General features: G+C 59.9%; 18 protein-coding genes and 1 other annotated feature. Of the genes, 6 read left to right on the top strand and 12 right to left on the bottom strand.

Annotated features, from left to right (window positions below; translation table 11 throughout):
* Window positions 1-38: 38 nt before the first annotated feature.
* The 3 genes from ABVR31_RS03850 to tal all read right to left on the bottom strand — a co-directional run bounded on the left by ABVR31_RS03850 (window position 39) and on the right by tal (window position 3,128).
* Window positions 39-1,349 (bottom strand): MFS transporter, encoded by a 1,311-nt coding sequence (locus ABVR31_RS03850; protein ID WP_372771845.1) that lies wholly within the window; start codon window positions 1,347-1,349, stop codon window positions 39-41.
* A gap of 113 nt (window positions 1,350-1,462) precedes the next feature.
* The gene (gene mog, locus ABVR31_RS03845) at window positions 1,463-2,050 is read right to left on the bottom strand and encodes a molybdopterin adenylyltransferase (protein WP_372771844.1); all 588 of its coding nucleotides are present in this window, start codon (window positions 2,048-2,050) and stop codon (window positions 1,463-1,465) included.
* Window positions 2,051-2,174: 124 nt separating this feature from the next.
* Window positions 2,175-3,128 carry a transaldolase gene (gene tal, locus ABVR31_RS03840; protein WP_058757131.1) on the bottom strand — a complete coding sequence of 318 codons (954 nt, stop codon included), beginning with the start codon at window positions 3,126-3,128 and terminating at the stop codon, window positions 2,175-2,177.
* A 212-nt stretch (window positions 3,129-3,340) separates the two neighbouring features.
* Here tal and yaaA point away from each other — a divergent pair, with 212 nt between their 5' ends.
* Window positions 3,341-4,114 (top strand): peroxide stress protein YaaA, encoded by a 774-nt coding sequence (gene yaaA, locus ABVR31_RS03835; RefSeq protein WP_058757132.1) that lies wholly within the window; start codon window positions 3,341-3,343, stop codon window positions 4,112-4,114.
* 119 nt (window positions 4,115-4,233) lie between these two features.
* Here the strand turns inward: yaaA and thrC are convergent, their stop codons facing one another.
* The 5 genes from thrC to ABVR31_RS03810 all read right to left on the bottom strand — a co-directional run bounded on the left by thrC (window position 4,234) and on the right by ABVR31_RS03810 (window position 9,963).
* The gene (gene thrC / locus ABVR31_RS03830) at window positions 4,234-5,517 is read right to left on the bottom strand and encodes a threonine synthase (RefSeq protein WP_021508656.1); all 1,284 of its coding nucleotides are present in this window, start codon (window positions 5,515-5,517) and stop codon (window positions 4,234-4,236) included.
* Window positions 5,518-5,520: 3 nt separating this feature from the next.
* On the bottom strand, window positions 5,521-6,450 hold the full coding sequence (gene thrB / locus ABVR31_RS03825; RefSeq protein ID WP_372773967.1) for a homoserine kinase: 930 nt from the start codon (window positions 6,448-6,450) through the stop codon (window positions 5,521-5,523).
* A 2-nt stretch (window positions 6,451-6,452) separates the two neighbouring features.
* Window positions 6,453-8,915 carry a bifunctional aspartate kinase/homoserine dehydrogenase I gene (thrA, locus tag ABVR31_RS03820; protein WP_021508654.1) on the bottom strand — a complete coding sequence of 821 codons (2,463 nt, stop codon included), beginning with the start codon at window positions 8,913-8,915 and terminating at the stop codon, window positions 6,453-6,455.
* A 26-nt stretch (window positions 8,916-8,941) separates the two neighbouring features.
* Window positions 8,942-9,065: a sequence feature (Thr leader region), on the bottom strand.
* Window positions 9,001-9,072, bottom strand: coding sequence for a thr operon leader peptide (gene thrL, locus ABVR31_RS03815; protein ID WP_128601299.1), 72 nt, complete (start codon window positions 9,070-9,072; stop codon window positions 9,001-9,003). Its footprint overlaps the feature before it by 65 nt.
* 171 nt (window positions 9,073-9,243) lie before the next feature.
* Complete coding sequence (locus tag ABVR31_RS03810) at window positions 9,244-9,963, bottom strand: tRNA/rRNA methyltransferase (protein WP_031279901.1); 720 nt, start codon at window positions 9,961-9,963, stop codon at window positions 9,244-9,246.
* A 609-nt stretch (window positions 9,964-10,572) separates the two neighbouring features.
* Between ABVR31_RS03810 and arcA the strand changes: the two genes are divergently transcribed.
* Window positions 10,573-11,289: a two-component system response regulator ArcA gene (gene arcA, locus ABVR31_RS03805; protein WP_021508652.1), complete on the top strand. Its 717-nt coding sequence runs from the start codon at window positions 10,573-10,575 to the stop codon at window positions 11,287-11,289.
* A gap of 50 nt (window positions 11,290-11,339) precedes the next feature.
* Here arcA and creA read toward each other — a convergent pair whose 3' ends face one another.
* Window positions 11,340-11,813: a protein CreA gene (creA, locus tag ABVR31_RS03800; protein WP_022548913.1), complete on the bottom strand. Its 474-nt coding sequence runs from the start codon at window positions 11,811-11,813 to the stop codon at window positions 11,340-11,342.
* Window positions 11,814-12,006: 193 nt separating this feature from the next.
* Between creA and robA the strand changes: the two genes are divergently transcribed.
* On the top strand, window positions 12,007-12,882 hold the full coding sequence (robA, locus tag ABVR31_RS03795; protein WP_021508651.1) for an MDR efflux pump AcrAB transcriptional activator RobA: 876 nt from the start codon (window positions 12,007-12,009) through the stop codon (window positions 12,880-12,882).
* Window positions 12,883-13,048: 166 nt separating this feature from the next.
* Here the strand turns inward: robA and gpmB are convergent, their stop codons facing one another.
* Window positions 13,049-13,696, bottom strand: coding sequence for a 2,3-diphosphoglycerate-dependent phosphoglycerate mutase GpmB (gene gpmB, locus ABVR31_RS03790; RefSeq protein WP_021508687.1), 648 nt, complete (start codon window positions 13,694-13,696; stop codon window positions 13,049-13,051).
* 51 nt (window positions 13,697-13,747) lie between these two features.
* Here gpmB and yjjX point away from each other — a divergent pair, with 51 nt between their 5' ends.
* The gene (gene yjjX, locus ABVR31_RS03785; protein ID WP_021508686.1) at window positions 13,748-14,266 is read left to right on the top strand and encodes an inosine/xanthosine triphosphatase; all 519 of its coding nucleotides are present in this window, start codon (window positions 13,748-13,750) and stop codon (window positions 14,264-14,266) included.
* Here yjjX and trpR read toward each other — a convergent pair whose 3' ends face one another.
* The gene (gene trpR / locus ABVR31_RS03780) at window positions 14,267-14,575 is read right to left on the bottom strand and encodes a trp operon repressor (RefSeq protein WP_021508685.1); all 309 of its coding nucleotides are present in this window, start codon (window positions 14,573-14,575) and stop codon (window positions 14,267-14,269) included.
* Window positions 14,576-14,618: 43 nt separating this feature from the next.
* Window positions 14,619-16,538 carry a murein transglycosylase gene (gene sltY, locus ABVR31_RS03775; RefSeq protein WP_058757134.1) on the bottom strand — a complete coding sequence of 640 codons (1,920 nt, stop codon included), beginning with the start codon at window positions 16,536-16,538 and terminating at the stop codon, window positions 14,619-14,621.
* Between the two features lie 256 nt (window positions 16,539-16,794).
* Here sltY and atzF point away from each other — a divergent pair, with 256 nt between their 5' ends.
* Together atzF and uca are read left to right on the top strand one after the other, a co-directional pair.
* Entirely contained in the window at window positions 16,795-18,591 is a 1,797-nt protein-coding gene (atzF, locus tag ABVR31_RS03770; protein ID WP_127834546.1) for an allophanate hydrolase, read from the top strand.
* A gap of 2 nt (window positions 18,592-18,593) precedes the next feature.
* Complete coding sequence (gene uca, locus ABVR31_RS03765) at window positions 18,594-22,211, top strand: urea carboxylase (protein ID WP_372771843.1); 3,618 nt, start codon at window positions 18,594-18,596, stop codon at window positions 22,209-22,211.
* The last annotated feature ends 7 nt before the right edge of the window (window positions 22,212-22,218 follow it).

Below are 22,218 nucleotides of genomic sequence, written 5' to 3'. Positions count from 1 at the left end.
CGGCGCGCGGAGCCGCCATGCCGCTCCGCGCGCTGTCATTACGATGAATGCAGCGAGACATCCAGCTGCGCATTAGCCTGGCGGCTGTCATGCCATAACCACAGCGCCACCAGCATGCCGATCAGCGCCAGCGCCAGCACGTACCAGGCCGGCGCCATCGGCGTCAGCGACATCATCAGCGTCACGCTGATCGGCGTCAGGCCGCCAAAGATGGCGTACGACACGTTGTAAGAGAAGGAAATGCCGGTGAAGCGCACCGCCGCCGGAAACGCCCGCACCATAACAAACGGCACCACGCCGACCACGCCGACGCTCAGTCCCGCCAGACCGTACCAGATGAACAGCATCTGCGGCGTGCCGCCAAGCTGCTGGAAAAAGCTCCAGCTGCACAGCGCCAGCAGCAGCGAACCAATCAGTAAGGTACGCGCCGCACCGTAGCGATCGACGATCCAGCCCGCCAGCACGCAGCCGATCAGCAGCATTACGGTCGCTAAACTGTTGGCCTGCAGACTGAGCGCCGCTGGCACGCCGTGCTGCTTCTGCATCAGCGTCGGCGCCATCAGAATCACCACCACAATACAGGCTGATAATAGCCAGGTAAGCAGCATCGACACCGCAATGCCGCGCTTATGGCTGGCGAGAATGGTCTGTAGCGGCAGCTTTTCCGCCAGCGCTTTGCGCTGCTGCATCTGACGAAATACCGGGGTTTCATGCAGCCAGCGACGCAGATACATCGCCAGCAGGCCAAACAGGCCGCCGAGGAAGAAAGGAATGCGCCAGCCGTGATCGCGTATCGCCGCCGGCGAGAGCGAAGTATTCAGCACCGTCGCCACCAGCGAACCGAGCAGAATGCCGGCGGTTAAGCCTGCAGTCAGCGTGCCGCAGGCAAAGCCGATGCGTTTCTCCGGCACATGCTCCGCAACAAACACCCACGCGCCCGGCACCTCGCCGCCAATGGCCGCGCCCTGCAGTACGCGCATCAGCAGCATCAGTAACGGTGCGGCAATGCCAATGCTGGCGTAGGTGGGCAGCGCGCCCATCGCCAGCGTCGGCAGCGCCATCAGCAGAATACTCAGGCTGAACATCTTCTTGCGCCCGACTTTGTCGCCAAAGTGCGCCATGATGATGCCGCCCAGCGGGCGCGCCAGATAACCGGCGGCGAAGATGGCAAACGTCTGCACCTGACGCAGCCATTCCGGGATGTCTGGCGGAAAGAACAGCTCGCCAATCACCGCAGCGAAGAAGACGAAGATGATAAAATCGTAGAATTCCAGCGCCCCGCCCAGGGCAGCCAGCGCCAGGGTTTTGTAGTCCTGGCGGTTGAGTCGACGCGTTGTCAGCGAATCCATAAGAGTGCGGTATCCAGAGGCCATGTCAGTATAGTTGTAAAGCTGCGGTTACTATACCGTCAATATTTTGCCACACCAGTCACTCTGCATTTTATGCCTGAAAACGGCAATTTTCAGATGTTTGTCTCACGTCGTGCGCTTTTCGGGCGAAAAGCTGCTACCACCTCCGGGTGGGTTTCGACGTAAGGCCCTTCCAGCAGCTGTAAACAATAGGGTACAGCCGCGAAAATCCCTGGCACTTTCACCGTACCGTCATCCGCTTTCAACCCTTCCAGCGTCTCTTTAATCGATTTCGGCTGTCCCGGCAGATTGAGGATCAGCGACTGCTTGCGGATCACGCCCACCTGGCGTGACAGAATCGCGGTCGGCACAAACTGCAGGCTGATCTGCCGCATCTGCTCGCCAAAGCCGGGCATCTCGCGGTCGGCTACCGCCAGAGTCGCATCCGGCGTGACGTCGCGCCGGGCCGGACCGGTACCGCCGGTGGTCAGCACCAGGTGGCAAAAACGTTCATCGACCAGCTCGCAAATCGCCTGCTCAATCATCGGCTGTTCATCCGGAACCAGGCGGGTTTCAATCTCAAACGGTGTCGCCAGCGCAGCGCTAAGCCAGCTTTCCAGCGCCGGAATGCCCTGATCCTGATAGATGCCGTTAGCGGCCCGATCGGACACGGAAATTAAGCCAATACGTAAAGTATCCATAGAGTTATCGCTGTGTTGACCGCGGGGCGGTGAGAAAAAGGGGAATGGCAGAAAGGATAATACAAAGCATCAGCGAGGGAAACGCGAAAACCGTGGCGACCGGCAGCCGCCACGGCATATCACCTTACAGCAGTTCGGCGATCATCTTCTCAAGTTTGCCCTGGTCGATGGCAAAGTTGCGGATACCTTCGGCCAGTTTGGTCACCGCCATTGGATCCTGGTTGTGCTGCCACAGGAATTCCGCTTCGGTCATTTTAGCCGGACGCGCTTTCACTTCGCCGCTGTAGCTCAGTTTACGCTCTACGCTGCCTTCGCTCTCGGCCAGCTCTTTCAGCAGGCCTGGGGAGATAGTCAGGCGGTCGCAACCGGCCAGCTCAATGATTTCGCCGACGTTACGGAAGCTGGCGCCCATCACCACGGTTTCATAGCCGTGCTGCTTGTAGTAGTTGTAGATCTCAGACACGGATACCACGCCTGGATCTTCATGCGCTGCGTACTCTTTCTTGTCGGTGTTCTGCTTGTACCAGTCGAGGATACGGCCAACAAATGGCGAAATCAGGAACACGCCCGCTTCGGCACAGGCACGCGCCTGGGCGAAGGAGAACAGCAGCGTCAGGTTACAGTTGATGCCTTCTTTCTCCAGCTGCTCCGCCGCGCGGATGCCCTGCCAGGTTGAGGCCAGTTTGATCAGGATACGATCGTTGCTGATGCCGGCATCGTTGTACAGCTTGATCAGGCTGCGTGCTTTCGCGATGCTCGCTTCGGTGTCGTAAGAGAGACGCGCGTCAACTTCAGTAGAGATACGTCCCGGGATCAGTTTGAGAATTTCCAGACCAATGTTGACGGCCAGCTTGTCAGAAACCAGCGCCAGCTGCTCTTCTTTGTTGCTGCTCTGCTGACGTGCCCAGCTAATGGCTTCGTCAATCAGTTTGCGGTATTCAGGAATTTGCGCAGCGTTGAGGATCAAAGAAGGGTTAGTGGTGGCATCCTGCGGTTGGTAGAGTTTCATTGCCGCGATATCACCGGTGTCGGCGACCACAGTAGTCAGCTGACGCAAGGAAGTAAGTTTGTCCGTCATGGTTCTCTTTTCTCTTAAGTTGACTGTCAGGGTGTAAAAGGCTGTTGCGATAATATCACGCAGGCTAAGCGGCGCAACATCGCCGCGTGCCCTTTACGATAGCGCTAACAAATGGGAGCGATTTGCCGATCCGTGCAGCTTTTTTGCTACACTCGTCGCGACATTTTTCCCATCTATCCCCTGAAAACAGCGGGTCAACGAGGACAGACACAATGCTGATGGTTATCTCGCCAGCCAAGACACTGGATTATGAAAGCCCGCTGGCAACGTCACGGTTTACCCAACCGGCGCTGTTAGAAAAATCACAGCAGCTGATTGACGTGGCGCGCGATCTTTCTCCGGCGCAAATCGCTTCGCTGATGGGCATCAGCGACAAACTGGCGCACCTCAACGCCGACCGTTTCAGCCAGTGGCAGCCGCCCTTCTCACCCGATAATGCGCGGCAGGCAATTCTGGCCTTCAAAGGTGATGTTTATACCGGTTTGCAGGCAGAGACCTTCAGCGAAGCCGACTTTGATTTTGCCCAAAAACACCTGCGTATGCTTTCGGGCCTGTATGGCCTGCTGCGCCCGCTGGATTTGATGCAGCCGTACCGCTTAGAGATGGGCATCAAACTGGCGAATCCGGCCGGCAAAGATCTCTACAGCTTCTGGGGCGACCTGCTGACGCAAAAGCTCAACGACGCGCTGGCGGAACAGGGCGATGACGTGCTGATCAACCTCGCCTCCGATGAGTATTTCAAAGCCATCAAGCCGAAGCAGCTGAATGCCGAGCTGGTTAAGCCGGTGTTCCTCGATGAGAAAAACGGTAAGTTCAAGGTGATCAGTTTCTACGCCAAGAAGGCGCGTGGCCTGATGAGCCGTTACGTGATTGAGAAGCGCCTGACGAAACCGACGCAGCTGAAGAAGTTTGATGTTGACGGTTATTTCTTTGATGCGGCGGAGAGTAAGGGTAACGAGCTGGTATTTAAGCGCCGCGAGCAATAACGCCAGCTTCACCTGAATCGTAGCGGCGCAAATCATTGCGCGTCTGTTAAAAACTCGCGGGTTAAATCGCGCCGCCAGAAAAATGCATAACGGGCCGATGTGACCGGCCCGTTGGGTATTTACTTCAGCAAAAACGCCCGCAGCGCGGCGAAATCCGCCTTCATGGCATGCGACAGCAGCGGCAAATCGGCGCGCGCGGCCAGCGCTTCCGGCAGCGGCAGCGGCTGGCCGAGAATCTCTTCCACGCTCTCCTTAAACTTCGCCGGATGCGCGGTGCCGAGGAACAGGCCAAACTCCCCTTCCTGCAGCTGATCGCGCAGCAGACGATAGGCAATCGCCGCGTGCGGTTCTGACAGGTAACCCAGCTCTGCCAGCTCGCGCATGGTGGCTTTGGTGGTCTCATCCGACACCGCGCCGTAGGCCAGATCGGTCAGGCGCCAGGTTTTGCGGCGGAACAGCTCTTCCACACGTGGCCAGTTGTTAGGCTGGCTGACATCCATCGCGTTCGACAGCGTTGCCACGGTCGCGTTCGGCTGCCACTGACCGTCGGCAAGGAAGCGCGGCACGGTATCGTTGGCGTTGGTCGCGGCGATAAAGCGCTTGATCGGCAGACCGAGCGATTTCGCCAGCAGACCGGCCGTGAGATCGCCAAAGTTACCGCTTGGCACCGACACCACCAGCTGATTGCGTTTCTCCTGCGGCAGCTGCGCCACCGCCTCAAAGTAATAGCAAATCTGTGCCAGCAGACGGCTGATATTGATGGAGTTTGCCGAGTTCAGGCCGATGGCTTTCTTCAGCTCTTCGTCATCAAACGCCTGCTTCACCAGCGCCTGGCAGGCATCGAAGTCGCCGTCGATCGCGATGGTTTCGATGTTGCCGCCCAGCGTACAAAACAACTTCTCCTGCAGCGGACTGATTTTGCCCTGCGGATACAGGATGACCACGCGCACGTTTTCCATGCCGTAGAACGCGTGCGCCACCGCTGCGCCGGTATCGCCGGAGGTCGCGGTCAGAATGGTGATCTGCTCATCTGCGCCAGACACGTAAGACAGCATCTGCGCCATAAAGCGCCCGCCGAAATCTTTAAACGCCAGTGTCGGACCGTGGAACAGTTCGAGGCAGGCCACATCGTCGCTCACCTGGCTCACCGGTGCCGGGAAGGCAAAGGCGTTCTTCACGCGCTCGGCCAGCTGGTGCGCGGCAATTTCATCGCCGATGTAAGCAGAGAGAATCTTGCTGCTGCGGCTGACGAAATCCATCTCCAGCATCGCATCAATGTCGGTCAGCTCGAATTCAGGCAGTTCCAGCGGGAAAAACAGCCCCTGCTGCGAGCCGAGGCCCTGTTTCACGGCCTGCGCGAAGCTAACCTGCTCGTTATGATCCTTAAGGTTGTAGAGTTTCATGCGTTATCCCAGTTTACGTGCGCCAGCCGTATCAAGACGGCAGATATGGACGAAGCCTTCCTCATTCTGCAGATAGTGCTGGCTCAGCCAGTCCGCCATCCGCTGTGCCGTTGCCATCTCGTTGCAAACGGCGAAAAGTGTCGGGCCAGAGCCCGAAATACCGCAGGCCAGCGCGCCAATGTCGCTGGCAGCCTGCCGCGCCTCAGCAAAGCCCGGCAGCAGTTTGGTGCGATACGGCTCGGCGATCACATCCTGCATCAGTTTAGCCGCCAGCAGCGGCTGACGGGTGTGGCAGGCGTGAATAAAGCCGGCCAGCAGACGACCATGTTTGATGGCATCCTGCTTGCGATACTGCGCCGGCAGGATGGCGCGTGCTTCCGCCGTGGAGACTTTGATGCCCGGATAAGCCATTACCCACAGCCAGTCAGCAAAGCACGGCACCTCCTGGCTGATGATCCCGTTCTCTTCAATCATCAGCTGTACGCCGCCCAGGAAGCACGGCGCGACGTTGTCATAGTGCACGCTGCCGGAGATGCGCCCTTCCAGCTCGCCCATCAGCGCCAGCAGCTCGGTGTCGTTAAGCGGCTGGCCGCAGAACTCATTCATCGCCATCAGGCCGGCCACCACCGAGCAGGCGCTGGAACCGAGGCCTGAGCCAATCGGCATGTTTTTCTCCAGCGTCATCGCCACCGGAACGTCTTTACCAATCGCCTGGCAGAAACGCTGCCAGCACTGGTAAACGATGTTTTCCTGCGGTTCGGCGGGCAGTTTGCTGACAAAGCGCCCTTTATTCTGCAGGCTAAACTGGTCTGCCGCTTCGACCGACACGCAGTCGCCCAGCAGCGAGCCATCCACCGGCGAAACCGCCGCGCCCAGCACATCAAAGCCGACGCTGACGTTACCTATCGAGGCCGGTGCATAAATTTTTACCATCATTAAACTCCCAACTTCCACGTCAGCGTGCGCAGCAAATCGGCAAACACACCCGCCGCGGTGACATCATTCCCCGCGCCATATCCGCGCAGAACCAGCGGGATCGGCTGATAATAGCGGCTGTAAAACGCCAGTGCGTTCTCGCCGTTTTTCACTTTGTACAGCGGATCGTTGCCGTCCACCGCATCGATTTTAACTTTGCAGGCGCCGCCCTCTTCAATCGCGCCGACGAAGCGTAACACTTTACCCTCATCACGCGCTTTGGCAACGCGCGCGGCAAAGGCGTTGTCCAGCTCCGGCAGCCGCGCCATAAACTGATCGACGTCGGCGATGTCCGTCAGGCTGGCGGGCAGCAGCGGTTCGATGTCGATGTCGCTCAGCTCCAGCTGATGACCCGCCTCACGCGCCAGAATCAGCAGCTTACGCGCCACGTCAGTACCGGACAGGTCGTCGCGCGGATCCGGTTCGGTAAAGCCCAGCTCGCGCGCCATGCGGGTGGCTTCGGACAGCGTCACGCCCTCATCCAGCTTGCCAAAGATAAACGACAGCGAGCCCGACAGGATGCCGGAGAACTTGATCAGCTCATCGCCGGCGTTCAGCAGGTTCTGCAGGTTTTCAATCACCGGCAGACCGGCACCGACGTTGGTATCGTAAAGGAACTTACGGCGCGATTTCGCCGCCGCCGCACGCATCTGCTGGTAGTAATTCCACGACGAGGTATTGGCCTTTTTATTTGGCGTGACCACATGGAAACCTTCGGCGAGGAAGTCCGCGTACTGATCGGCCACCGCCTGGCTGGAGGTACAGTCGACGATCACCGGGTTGAGCAGATGGTACTCTTTCACCAGACGAATCAGCCGGCCGAGGTTAAACGGCTCTTTGGCTTCCGCCAGCGCCGCCTTCCAGTTGCTGAGGTCGATGCCGTGCACGTTGGTCAGCAGCGCATGCGAATTGGCAATGCCGCACACGCGCAGATCGATATGCTTGCCCTTCAGCCACGCCTGCTGACGGTGCAGCTGCTCAAGCAGCGCGCCGCCGACGCCGCCGACGCCCACCACAAACACTTCGATCACCTGATCGGTGGCGAACAGCATCTGATGCACCACGCGCACGCCGGTGGTGACGTCATCGTTGCTGACCACGACGGAGATGGAGCGCTCAGAGGAGCCCTGAGCAATCGCCACGATATTGATGTTGGCGCGTGCCAGCGCCGAGAAGAATTTAGCGGAGATGCCGCGCAGCGTGCGCATGCCGTCGCCCACCACCGAAATCACCGCCAGCTGCTCCAGCACGTCGAGCGGATCGAGCAGGCCATCTTTCAGTTCGAGGTAGAATTCCTCTTCCAGCACGCGACGCGCGCGCGCCTGCTCGCTCTGCGGCACGCAGAAGCTGATGCTGTATTCGGAGGAGGATTGGGTTATCAGCACCACGGAAATGCCGGTGCGCGACATCGCGGCAAACACGCGCGCCGCCATGCCCACCATCCCTTTCATGCCCGGACCGGAGACGTTAAACATCGCCATGTTATTCAGATTGGTGATGCCTTTTACCGGATTTTCATCCACTTCGCCTTCGCCGCCAATCAGAGTGCCCGGTGCCTGAGGATTGGCGGTATTTTTGATTAAGCACGGAATCTGGAACTGGGCAATCGGCGCGATGGTGCGCGGGTGCAGCACTTTGGCGCCAAAGTAGGAGAGCTCCATCGCCTCCTGATAGGACATCGACTTCAGCAGACGCGCATCCGGCACCTGACGCGGATCGCAGGTGTAAACGCCATCGACATCGGTCCAGATTTCACAGCAGTCCGCGCGCAGACACGCCGCCAGCACGGCCGCTGAGTAGTCGGAGCCGTTACGCCCCAGCACCACCAGCTCGCCCTTCTCATTGCCGGCGGTGAAGCCCGCCATCAGGATCATGTGATCGGTCGGGATCTGGCTGGCCGCGATACGCCGGGTGGATTCGGCGATATCCACAGTCGATTCAAGATAGTGGCCCACCGCCAGCAGTTTCTCGACCGGGTCGATCACCGTCACTTTGTGGCCGCGCGCCTGCAGCAGCGCTTCCATGATGGCAATAGACAGCTTCTCACCGCGACAGATAATGGCGGCGTTCACGGCATCCGGGCACTGACCCAGCAGGCTGATGCCGTGCAGCACCTGTTTCAGCTGGGCAAACTCCAGCTCAACGCGGGTTTTCAGGCCATCGTAATCGAAACCAGGCTGAGCGTCGGCCAGCCCCTGCAGCAGTTCGGCAAAAATGCGTTCGGCATCGCTGATATTTGGCAGCGCATCCTGGCCGCTGATGGTTTTCTCAATCATCGCTACCAGATGATTGGTGATTTTCGCCGGCGCAGAGAGCACGGTGGCAACCTGTCCCTGTTGCGCATTGCTTTCCAGAATGTCTGCCACGCGGAGAAAACGTTCCGCATTGGCTACCGAGGTTCCGCCGAATTTCAGCACTCGCATGATTGAAGCTCTCCTGAATTTTTGCCGAAAAAAAAGCCCGCACTGTTGAGGTGCGGGCTTCTTTCTTTTGTTTTTCCTGTATGCGTCAGCCCGCACCGTTACCTGTGGTAATGGTGGTGGTAATAATAATGGTGGTGTTCAGGCTGTGGTTACGCATTGAGATTTTTTCTGTCTGTCTTTGTCTTGTCCGTCTGCCTTCCAGAAGTAAAGCAAAGCGCACGTTAAGTCAACGAATTTGTCTTTGCACCCGAATGGTGCTGCTGCGCAGTGCTGCGCCGCAGACGCCGAAACGGATTGCGATCGTTCAGGCAGCGTCACAGACGCCCGATCACTCACTGTCCGGAGCCGGTTTTCCCGAGCAATTATCTATAAGTTTTTTTTCTACGTCGTGCAGCAAACGGTGCAGCATGGCGCTGTCGCGCTGCTCAAGCAGACCGATGCGCTGATCGATCCAGTCCGCCAGCTTGGCATCATTGCTGACCTCCAGCGTCACCAGCAGCTGATGAAAGCGCTGACGCAGCGCCTGCAGCTGCTGCGCGTTAGCCGCCTCAACCGGCGCGGCCGCTACCTGATGCAGCGCCGACAGCTGATAGCAGTACACCATCACCGCCTGGCCGAGATTCAGCGAAGGATAGTCCTGCGCCATCGGAATGCCGGTCAGCAGATCGACCTGTTCCAGCTCCTCATTAGTCAGCCCGCTGTCTTCACGGCCAAACACCAGCGCGATGCGATTCAGCCACTGACGCTTCTCCTGCAGGATGGTTTCGACCTGCGCCGGCGTGGCGTAATAGCGAAACTTCGCCCGGCTGCGGGCGGTCGTGGCTACGGAAAAATCGACATCCGCCAGCGCGGCGCTCAGCGTGTCATAGGTTTTCACGTGGTCAAGAATCTCACCGGCGCCGTGGGCCACACGCCGCGCGGCCGGATCCTGCCAGGCGTCACTGGCGACAATACGCAACTCGCTAAATCCCATGGTTTTCATGGCGCGGGCGGCCGCGCCGATATTCTCCGGGCGAGCGGGTGAGACAAGGATCAGGGGGAAATGCATGATTTTTCCATCGAACGGTTAATAACCCGACCTATGTTGGCATGCAGGCGACAAAATACCAACCGCACGGGCCTGAGAAAATAAGATGTTAAGGATGTTAAAACAGGGCAAAAATGCCGGGCAGGCGTAATTATGCGTAATAAGCAAAATTTATGCGCTAAACCCATATTAAAACATTATTTTTCATGCAATTAAAAAGTTATTACCTGCAGGTTTTACTTTTGCGCTGATGCAGCTGAAATGTAGCGAAAATGCTGCTTTTTGTGAGCTAAGCTGGCATTCCAGTAGAAGTTTTTCATAAAAGTGTTAACGTGCTACACTTGCATTTGATATAAGTCAACGAAGCGTTGTTTTTATGCTTATCGGTTGTTGTTGGTGCTGTTAGGTTGCTGTTAATACGGTTAGGATAAGCGCCAGTCCGATACCCACGGGGCACGCAAATATTCATCCTGACTGGCTGAGCTAACACTGAAGTTGACGTAGATGGATGGTGTATTCCGAAGATCATTTCGTACACCGGTTGCGAACGGCCCACTGTTCAGTGGAACAGTTATGGCAACCGCCGTACGCCCTGTTTTCGATTTGTTGGCAAATTTTAGGTAGCGAAACATGCAGACCCCGCACATTCTTATCGTTGAAGACGAACTGGTCACGCGTAACACCCTCAAAAGTATTTTTGAGGCCGAAGGTTACGTGGTCTATGAAGCCACCGACGGCGCCGAGATGCATCAGGTTTTGACCGATAACGACGTCAATCTGGTGATTATGGATATCAACCTGCCGGGCAAAAACGGTCTACTGCTGGCGCGTGAATTGCGCGAACAGGCTAACGTCGCCCTGATGTTCCTCACTGGCCGTGATAACGAAGTGGATAAAATCCTCGGTCTGGAGATCGGTGCCGACGACTACATCACCAAGCCGTTCAATCCGCGTGAGCTGACGATTCGTGCGCGCAACCTGCTGTCGCGTACCATGAATCTGGCGATGCCGAGCGAAGAGCGCCGTCAGGTCGAGAGCTATCGCTTCAACGGCTGGGAACTGGATATTAACAGCCGCTCGCTGATCAGCCCGAACGGCGATCAGTACAAGCTGCCGCGCAGTGAGTTCCGCGCCATGCTGCACTTCTGTGAAAACCCAGGCAAAATCCAGACGCGAGCTGACCTGCTGAAGAAGATGACCGGTCGCGAGCTGAAGCCGCATGACCGCACGGTGGATGTCACCATTCGCCGCATCCGCAAACACTTTGAGTCGACGCCGGATACGCCGGAAATCATCGCCACTATCCACGGCGAAGGCTACCGCTTCTGCGGCGAGCTGCAGGATTAAGCGTCCGTCGCGAAACAAAAAAACGCCCGTCAGGGCGTTTTTTTATCGGCTCAGTGCCACGGCATAATCGGCACCGCGCTCAGCGCATTTTTCGGTGAGCCATCGACCACTTTATCCGAATAGCTCAGGTACACCAGCGCATGACGTTTCTGGTCAAAGAAGCGCACCACCTGCAGCTTTTTAAACACCAGTGAAGTGCGTTTGCGGAACACCACTTCACCCTGCGCCTTGCCCTGCGCGATTTTATCGCTAAGCTCTATCGGTCCCACCTGCTGACAGGAGATGGCCGCGTCGGAAGTATCTTCCGCCAGACCCAGTCCGCCCTTAATACCGCCGGTTTTCGCCCGGCTGATATAACAGGTTACATTTTTAACGTCGGGGTCGTCGAAGGCTTCCACCACGATCTTATGATCGGGGCCAAACATCTTGAATACGGTGTCAACGGAGCCGATCTCCTCGGCCAGCACGCTCTGACTCAACATAAATGTTGCCAGCGTGACTATAAGATTGCGAGCTATTGTCATTGAGTTACCATTGCAAACGGAATAGATGTGAATGTAATGTACTGTTAATCGAACCGAGAACCAAACCTAACGGGTCACAACCCGCATTGATGTAGCACAGTTAACTGGCAAACCACCCCCGCGCCGTTGTGCAATTCGTGCTACTATTCGGTGACTTCATCGTTGCGCCACCAGAGAGTTATGAGGATGTTTTATGGACCAAGCCGGTATCATTCGCGATTTGCTTGTCTGGCTGGAAAGCCATCTGGATCAACCCCTTTCGCTCGATAACGTTGCGCTAAAAGCGGGCTATTCCAAGTGGCACCTGCAGCGAATGTTCAAGGAAGTTACTGGCCACGCCATCGGCGCGTATATCCGCGCCCGCCGGCTGTCCAAGGCCGCCGTCGCGCTGCGTCTCACCAGCCGGCCGATCCTCGACATTGCGCTGCAGTATCGCTTCGATTCGCAGCAAACCTTTACCCGCGCGTTTAAAAAGCAGTTCAATCAGACACCTGCGTGGTATCGCCGCTCGTCGGAGTGGAATTCGTACGGCATTCGCCCGCCGATTCGCCTCGATGATTACCCGATGCCGCAAGCGCAGTTCGTCACGCTGCCGGAAACGGTGCTGGTGGGGCAAACGCAAAGCTATACCTGTACGCTGGAGCAGATCTCCAGCTACCGCGACGAGATGCGCATTCACTTCTGGAAGCAGTTCCTGCTGGAGACCGATACCGTGCCGCCGGTGCTGTACGGCCTGCATCAGGTACGCGCCAGCCATGAGAAGGATGATGAGCAGGAGATTCTGTACACCACGGCGGTGCCGGCCGACCAGCAGGCGCTGAGCATGCAGTCAAACCAGAGCGTGATTCTGGAAGCCGGGGATTATGTGCAGTTCAGCTATCAGGGACCGCGCACTGCGCTGCAGGAGTTTATTCTGTTGCTGTACGGCACCTGTATGCCGACCCTCGGCCTGGTGCGCCGTCAGGGCCAGGATATTGAGCGTTTCTATACGCACGGTGGCAAGAAGCGCAGCGAGCCGCCAATGGAGATTCGCTGCGAATATCTGATTCCAATTCGTCCGCAGCAGTAACGGGCGTTGCCGAAGGTCGCCATGAATGGCGACCCTACAGAAAATTCACCGTTTGTCGCCGATGCGCATTGCCCGTGCACCCCGTAGGGTGCGCATTGATGCGCACCGATACGCGATCATTGATACGCACCGATACGCGGTCATTCTGCGTCATGTGCTACCGCGCTTAACGCTGCAGCTCATCCAGCGCCGGGGCATCCAGATGCGACACATCACCGGCCGTCTCCACCACCCAGCCGGCGGCGAGCCAGGCGCTTTGCTGATGATCGACGCGCGAAATCGAGCAGTTACGCAGACGCAAACGGCGCTCCGCATGGGCCGGCAGCCCGAGAATGGTACTCACCAGCACACCCAGCGCCATGCCGTGGCTCACCAGCAGCGGACGGCTACCCGCCGGCAGATCGAGACAGGCGTTGAGCGCGGCATGCATGCGCGTTGCCATCTCCTCCATCGACTCGCCGCCCGGAATCCGGCCGCCTTCGGTGCCATCCACCAGCGCTTTACGCCAGCTCTCCTCTTCCGCCGTCAGGCCGTCGAGCGGACGCTGCTCCAGACAGCCCATATTGAGCTCGCGCAGGCGGGCATCGAGCGTCACCGTACAACCGCAGGCATCAGCGATAATCTCCGCGGTGCGCCGGGTACGTCCTAAATCGCTGGCAATCACGTGAGTAATGCCCAGCGATTTCACGCGCTCGCCCACCTGATGCGCCTGCTGCTCACCTTTATCCGTCAGCGGACTGTCGGACTGCCCCTGAATGCGTCGGGCCGCATTCCAAACCGTTTCACCGTGACGAACAAGATAGACCTGTAACATGCTTAATTTCCGTTATACTGCGACAAATTTGTCTTGAGGGTTCAGGTAATTATGTACCATGTTGTCGCAGCCACCATCAATCCGGCAAAAATCCGCGCAATTGCTCAGGCGTTCAACGACGTTTTCGGCGAAGGATCCTGCCATATTGAAGGGGTCGAGGTCGAGAGCGGCGTCGCCGCGCAGCCCTTAAGCGATGCCGAAACGCGAACTGGCGCACGCCAGCGCGTGGCGAACGCGCGTCATGTGCGGCCACAGGCGGATTACTGGGTGGCGATTGAAGCGGGCATCGAGGGCGACTGCGCCTTTGCCTGGATGGTGGTGGAGAATGCGCAGCAGCGCGGTGAATCCCGCTCTGCCAGCTTTACGCTGCCACCGGTGGTGATGGCCGGTCTGGCTGCCGGGCATGAGCTCGGTGACGAAATGGCGCGCTTAACCGGCGTAGAGAATATCAAACACAAGGGCGGTGCGATTGGCGCCTTCACCCACGGCCTGCTGAGCCGCTCCAGCGTCTATCATCAGGCCCTGATTCTGGCGCTCTGTCCGTTTACTCACCCGCTGTATCAGCAGTGATCAGCTGCGCCCGAGGCGCGCTTCCAGCCAGCGTTTCAGCTCGGGCGGCGCCTCTTTCAGACTATTGGATCCACGGGTGATGGTGGCAATCCCGACGCCCAATTCGTTTTTCAGCTCGCGCTGACTGATGTCACCGTTGATCAACGCTTCGATAATGCGCAGGCGCGTGCCTAAGGCTTCGCGCTCATCCGGCGTCATCATCAGCTGCAGCAAGGGCAGCGCTACGTCATCGGAAAACGCGTTGTGCATCAGGTCGATGAAACGCAGCCAGTTGTCTTCAACCGGCTGCGGGGAAAGGGGTTGGCTCATGAAGGCTTCCGTACTCATTAACGAGTACGGAAGCATAACACAGTCAGTAACGGCGATTCCACTCGCCGTCGGCGAGAATCTTATCCGGCTTGCCCATGAAGTAGCGGTAATAGGCATCGTAGGCCAGCACGTTTTTTACGTAGCCACGGGTTTCCGAGAAGGGAATGGTTTCGATAAACGCCACCGCATCCAGTTTGCCGCCGCTGGTATTCAGCCAGCTGCGCACCCGCCCCGGGCCGGCATTATAGGCGGCAGAAGAGAAGATGCGGTTCTGACCAAACTGCTGATAGACATACTCCAGATACTGCGTACCAATCTGAATATTGGTCTGCGGATCGAGCAGCTGACTGCTGTTAACGTAACCCGGAATGTTATACATCTTCACGGTATGGCTGGCGGTGCCCGGCATCACCTGCATCAGGCCACTGGCGCCAACTGGTGAGCGCGCTTTCGGGTTCCACGCACTCTCCTGACGAGAGATCGCCATGGCGTAGCTTGGCGTGATGCCCTTATCGCTGGTGTATTGCTGATACAGATTGCGCCACGCCAGCGGGAAACGCTCTTTCAGGCTATCCCACATTTTCGCGGTGATGGTGGCCTGTACGCTGAGATCCCACCAGTCCTGTTCATTGGCGTAGCGCGCCAGCATCTGCTGCTGGGTGCGGGTTTTACTGCTGATCAGGTTGGCCCACTCGCTGCGCGCCAGGTTATCCAGCCCCCAGTACATCAGCTCGCGCACGCGCGCCATCTCCGGCCCCTGCACCACGCTATTGTCCGCCGCCGGTGCCTGATCCACCTGCAGCGGATACTCTACGCCCAGCCGCTGTGCCGCCACCATCGGATAGAAGCCGCGCTGCTGCATCAGCTTACGCAGAATCTCTTCCGCTTCCTCTTTGCGCCCCTGCGCCATCAGTAAATCGGCCTGCCAGTACTGCCACTCATCTTTCTCTTTGGCTTCCACCGGCAGACGGGCAATCCAGGTGTTCAGGCCGCGACGGTCATTTTCACTCAGCGCCAGCCGCACGCGCCGCTCAATCAGCGCGGTGGATTCGCTGTTCATCACCACCGCATCGCGCCAGCGCGCCTGCTCCGAGGTGAGATCGGCGCCCATCATGCGCCACACCACCGTCTCTTTCAGATCCTGCTCTTCCGCCGGACTCATCTTCTGCGCCTGAACCAGCTGCGGGATCATCATGCGCGCGTTGTCCATATCCTGACGCGCCACGCGGGCAAAGGCGTAGCTGGTGGCCATGCGGGTAAAATCGGTCGGGCCGAGGGTGCTGGCAAAGGTGGTGACGGTCTGGGGATTCTGCTGCAGCGCAATCAGCGCGCTGGCGGTGGTTTGGTAATCCGCCGGCAGCATTTTCGCCAGGTAATTAACCAGGCTGTCGTTGCCGGCTTTCATCGCCAGGCGGATGCGTTCGAGGATGGTGATCGGCGACAGCTGCCCTGACGCCTGCCACACCGAGAACAGCTTGTCGCAGTCGTTCGGTAACGCTGTGCCGCGCAGCCAGATGGCTTTGGCCCCGTCAAACGCCGCCTGCTGCTGGCCGGTCGCCCATTTGGCGTAGTACCAGTTACAGCGCGCCTGCACCGGCTTTGGCTCATCCGGGCTGAAGCTGAGCACGCCCGGCCAGTCCTGGCGGTGCGCCAGCACGTTAACAAAGCGCGTCTGCAGCGAGCGCGCCGGCGGCAGCGTGGGATACTGCTGAATAAAGTTTTTCACCGCCAGCCCGGTCTCCTGATCGAGATCCTGCGCCAGCAGGCGGTACTGCAGGTACGGATAGAGCGGATAATCCTGCAGCGTTGGCATCAGCTGCTCAACCTGATCCATCTGTTTGTTGTCCCAGGCCTGTTTGATCTGCGCATAGCGCTGTCGTTGCTGATCCAGCGAATCGGCCCACACGCTGCCGGCCGTGCTGACCAGACAGATCCCTATCATCCAGTTACGCCACTTCTCCACTCCGCTCTCCTCATTGCTTCGCTCCAGCTTATGCCGGACTCCCTTCATGCTAACCAGGCCAACCGGCTCTTGCCACGTTCTTCACAAAATTTACCCAGGCGCACCGTGATTGTTCAGCGCCTGCGCCGCAATTGTGCAAATAATCATCAGAAAAACTTATTACCCATCAAATAGCTACGCGTTTTCATTCAGTTACAACTCTGGCACGCGCTTTGCTCTGTTGAATGCCATCTTGTATACCAGCTGGAATTCACTCATGGCATCGACCTTCGGTTTTACGCTTCAGGATTGGCAACGTTGCGCACAGCAGGATGCACAGCAGATCCCTGCACTGCTGGCCGCACATCTCGACGCACTCGATAACCAGGATAATGCCTGGCTGTACCTCGCTTCGCCGGCCCAGCTGCTGGCGCAGGTTGAACCGCTGCTGGCGGCGTATCAGCGCAATCCGGCCGCGCTGCCGCTGTTTGGCGTGCCGTTTGCCGTCAAAGACAACATCGACGTGGCAGGCTGGCCGACCACCGCCGCCTGCCCGGCGCTGACGTATCAGGCCGCAGCCGATGCCTTCGTGGTGGCCAGGCTGAAAGCGGCAGGCGCTATCGTCATCGGTAAAACCAACCTCGACCAGTACGCGACCGGTCTGGTGGGCACCCGCTCGCCGTATGGCGCGGTGAGCAATACCTTTAATCCGGCCTACGTCAGCGGCGGTTCCAGCTCCGGCTCCGCGTCAGTGCTGGCGCGCGGCCTGGTCGGCTTCTCGCTCGGCACCGATACCGCCGGCTCCGGCCGCGTACCGGCAGGTTTTAACAATATCGTCGGGCTGAAGCCGACCAAAGGCTGGTTCTCGGCCAGCGGCGTGGTACCGGCCTGCCGTCTCAATGACACCATCTCGGTGTTCGCCCTGACGGTTGCCGATGCCTTTAGCGTCGCCAGCATCGCGGGCGGCTACGACGCCGATGACGCCTATGCGCGCCAGTCGCCACGCAGCGCACCGGCCAGTTTCCAGCCGCAGCCCTCGCTGGCGATCCCTGCCGCGCCGCAGTTTTACGGTGACCAGCAGGCGGAAGCGGCGTGGCTCAGCGCGCTGGAGCAGCTCACGGCGAGCGGTGCGACGCTGCACCCTATCGACTTCGCCCCTTTCCACCAGCTGGCAGAGCAGCTCTATTACGGCCCGTGGGTGGCTGAGCGCACCGTGGCGGTCGGCGAGATGCTCGACCGCCCGGAAGAGATGGATCCGGTGGTGTACGGCATCGTCAGCAGCGGCCGCCAGTACAGCGCCGTCGAGGCGTATCAGGCCGAATACCTGCGTGCCGAACTGACGCGCCAGATCCAGCAGACGCTGGCCCGGTTCGATGCACTGGTGGTGCCGACCTCGCCCACCATTCATACGCTGGAAGAGATGCAGCAGGAGCCGGTGCACTACAACTCGCAGTTCGGCACCTATACCAACTTCACGAACCTGGCTGACCTCAGCGCGCTGGCGCTGCCTGGCCCGTTCCGCGCCGATGGGCTGCCTGCGGGCATCACGCTGATCGCCCCGGCGTGGCACGACCGCGCGCTGGCGACGTTTGGCCTGCGCTGGCAGCAGCAGCTGGCGCTGCCGCTCGGGGCCACCGGCAAAGCGCTGCCGCCGCAGCCCGCCGCGCTGCCGCCGTCGCCTGACCACGTGCGCGTGGCGGTGGTCGGTGCCCATCTCACCGGCATGCCGCTGAATTTCCAGCTCACCACGCGTCAGGCGGTGTGGGTCGAAGAGACGCAAACCGCCAGCCACTATCGCCTGTTCGCCCTGCTTGATGGCCCGATCAAAAAGCCCGGCCTGCTGCGCGGCGACAGCGGTGCCGCCATCACCGTCGAACTGTGGGACATCCCGCTGGCGCGCTTTGGCGAATTCGTCGCGGAAATCCCGGCGCCGCTCGGCATCGGTTCGCTGACGCTGGCGGATGGACGCATCGTGAAAGGCTTTATCTGCGAACCGGCAGCGCTGACGCAGGCGCTGGAAATCACTGAATTCGGCGGCTGGCGCAACTGGCTGACGTCACAGGGGAATCACTAATCATGTTCAGCACCGTTCTGATTGCTAACCGTGGCGAAATCGCCTGCCGCGCCATCCGCACCCTGAAGCGCCTCGGCGTAACCAGCGTGGCGGTCTATTCGGATGCCGACCGCAACGCGCGTCACGTTACCGAAGCCGATGTGGCCATCGCCCTCGGCGGAGACAAAGCCAGCGACAGCTATCTGCGCATCGACAAAATTCTGGCCGCCGCGCAGCAAAGCGGCGCGCAGGCCATCTGGCCCGGCTACGGTTTTCTCTCCGAGAGCCTGCCGTTTGCCGCCGCCTGCGAAGAGGCCGGCATCGCGTTTGTCGGCCCGACCGCGCAGCAGATTGGCGAATTTGGTCTCAAGCATCGCGCCCGTGAGCTGGCCGCCAGCGCCGGCGTGCCGATGACGCCGGGCACGCCGCTGCTCAGTTCGCTGCAGGACGCACTCAGCGCGGCGGAAGATATCGGCTATCCGGTGATGCTGAAAAGCACCGCCGGCGGCGGCGGCATCGGTCTGACCCGCTGCGCCGACGCCACGGCCCTGGAGAACGCATGGGAGAGCGTGCGCCGTCTGGGCGAGCAGTTTTTCAGCGATGCCGGCGTATTTCTTGAACGCTGCATCGATCGTGCGCGCCACGTGGAAGTACAGATTTTTGGCGACGGCAAGGGCAAGGTGATTGCGCTGGGCGAACGCGACTGTTCGCTGCAGCGCCGCAATCAGAAGGTGGTGGAAGAGACGCCGGCCCCTAATCTGCCGCAGGCCACGCGTGAAGCGCTGCTGGCTTCAGCGGTGCGGCTGGGCGAGCTGGTCAATTACCGCAGCGCCGGCACAGTGGAGTACATCTATGACGCCGCGCAGGACGCGTTTTATTTCCTCGAAGTGAACACCCGCCTGCAGGTGGAGCATCCGGTGACCGAGTGCGTCACCGGCCTTGACCTGGTGGAGTGCATGCTGCAGGTGGCGGCAGACGATGCCATCGACTGGGATCGTCTGCAGCAGCCACCGCACGGCGCATCGATTGAGGTGCGGCTGTACGCCGAAGATCCGCTGAAAAACTTCCAGCCGAGCCCGGGCGTGTTAACCCACGTCAGCTTCCCGCCGGGGGTGCGCGTCGACGGCTGGATCGAGACCGGCAGCGAAGTGACGGCGTTTTACGATCCGATGGTAGCCAAACTGATCGTGCATGGCGAAACGCGCGACGCCGCGCTGGCGAAACTGCAGCAGGCGCTCGACGCTACCCAACTGCACGGCATCGCCACCAATCTCGATTATCTGCGTCAGATCGTGGCGACCGACGCCTTCCGCAGCGGCAACGTCTGGACGCGCTTCCTTGACGGCTTTACGCCGGCGGCCAGCGTCATCGAAGTGCTGCAGCCGGGGACGTTCAGCAGCATTCAGGACTTTCCCGGCCGCCTGGGCTACTGGGACATCGGCGTGCCGCCGTCCGGCCCGATGGATGACTTCGCCTTCCGCCTGGCCAACCGTATCGTCGGCAACCACGCCAGTGCCGCCGGGCTGGAGTTCACCCTGCAGGGCCCGACGCTGCGTTTCCACAGCGATGCACTGATTGCGCTGACCGGTGCCGACTGTCCGGCCGATCTCGACGGCAGCGCGGTCGACTACTGGCAGCCGGTGGCGGTGAAAGCCGGACAAACCCTGACGCTGGGCCGCGCGCAGAGCGGCTGCCGCACCTATTTAGCGGTGCGTAATGGTTTCGATGTGCCGGAGTATCTTGGCAGCCGCGCCACCTTCTCGCTGGGCCAGTTTGGCGGCCACGCCGGACGCACGTTGCGCGTCGCCGACATGCTGCCGATCTCCCAGCCAGCGCTCGCCGCCTGCACCACGCCAGCCCCGGTCAGCGAACCTGAAGCGCTGGATCGCGCGCTGGTGCCGCACTACGGCAGCGAATGGCGCATTGGCGTGCTGTACGGCCCGCACGGCGCACCGGATTTCTTCACCCAGGCTGCCATCGATGAGTTCTTTGCCAGCGACTGGCAGGTGCATTACAACTCTAACCGGCTGGGCGTCCGTCTGGTCGGGCCTAAACCCAGCTGGACGCGCGCTAACGGCGGTGAAGCCGGGCTGCATCCGTCTAACGTACACGACTGCGAATACGCCATCGGCGCGGTGAACTTTACCGGCGACTTCCCGGTGATCCTGACGCACGACGGTCCGAGCCTTGGTGGCTTCGTCTGCCCGGTCACCATCGCCAAAGCCGAGCTGTGGAAAGTCGGCCAGGTCAAACCGGGCGATCGCATCCGCTTCCACCCGATCAGCGCCGACGAAGCGGTCGCGCTGGAGAAAGCCCAGGCGCACAGCGTAACCACGCTGCGCAGCCAGCACGCACCGGCCTTCGCGGTGCCGTCGCTGGCGGCGAGCGACATCGGTTCTGCCACCCTGTTAGCGGCGCTGCCGGCAACCGCCACCACGCCTGCGGCGGTCTACCGCCAGGCGGGCGACAAATATGTGCTGATTGAGTACGGCGATAACGTGCTGGACCTGGCGCTGCGCCTGCGCGTACACCTGCTGATGCAGGCGCTGCGCCAGCGTGCAGAACCCGGCATTGAAGAGCTGTCGCCCGGCGTGCGCTCGCTGCAGGTGCGCTATGACAGCCTGGTGATCGGTCAGCAGCAGCTGATGACGCTGCTGCTGGAGCTGGAAGCCGGGCTGGGCGACGTCAGCGCGCTGAAAGTGCCGTCGCGCATCGTCTGGCTGCCGATGGCGTTTGAAGACAGCGCCACGCTCGGCGCGGTGGAGCGTTACCAGGAGACGGTTCGCGCCAGCGCGCCGTGGCTGCCGAATAACGTTGACTTCATTCAGCGCATCAATGGACTGGCGAGCCGCGAAGCGGTACGCGACACCCTGTTTGCCGCCAGCTATCTGATTCTCGGTCTCGGCGATGTCTATCTCGGCGCGCCGTGCGCGGTGCCGATCGATCCGCGCCATCGCCTGCTGAGTTCCAAATACAGCCCGGCGCGCACCTTTACCGCCGAAGGCACGGTGGGCATTGGCGGCATGTACATGTGCATCTACGGCATGGATTCACCGGGCGGCTATCAGCTGGTGGGGCGCACGCTGCCCATCTGGAACAAGTTCCTGCAAAACGATCAGTTTGCCGCCGGCGAACCCTGGCTGCTGCGCTTCTTTGACCAGGTGCGTTTCTATCCGGTGAGCGAAGCAGAACTGACGCAACTGCGCGACGATTTCCGCGCCGGCCGCGCCCGCATCCGCATCGAGCAGAGCGAGTTTGATTTCGCGGCCCATCAGCAGTTCCTCGCCGACAACGCGCCGGAAATCAGTGCCTTCCGCAAACGTCAGGCCGCAGCGTTTGAGCAGGAAGTCACGCTGTGGGCGCAGGAAGAGCAGGAAGCGCCGCTCACCCGTGAAGAGACGCTGGGGGTGGCCGACGCAGAGGACGACGCGCTGGCAGTGTGCGCTGACATGAACGGCAACATCTGGAAAGTGCTGGTTGCGCCGGGCGATACGGTGCAGGCCGGTCAGACGCTGATCATCGTGGAAGCGATGAAGATGGAGCTGGCGATTGTCGCGCCGCAGGCCGGCACGGTGAAACGCATTGCCTGCCAGGCGGGCCGTCCGGTAAGTCCGGGCGACACCCTGCTGTGGCTGGCTTAAGGAGCAG

It is taken from the genome of Pantoea sp. WEP (assembly GCF_041678305.1).
GTDB classification, from domain to species: domain Bacteria; phylum Pseudomonadota; class Gammaproteobacteria; order Enterobacterales; family Enterobacteriaceae; genus Pantoea; species Pantoea dispersa.
Note: the sequence above shows the minus strand (reverse complement) of the source record. Positions and strands in the feature narration are given on the sequence as shown.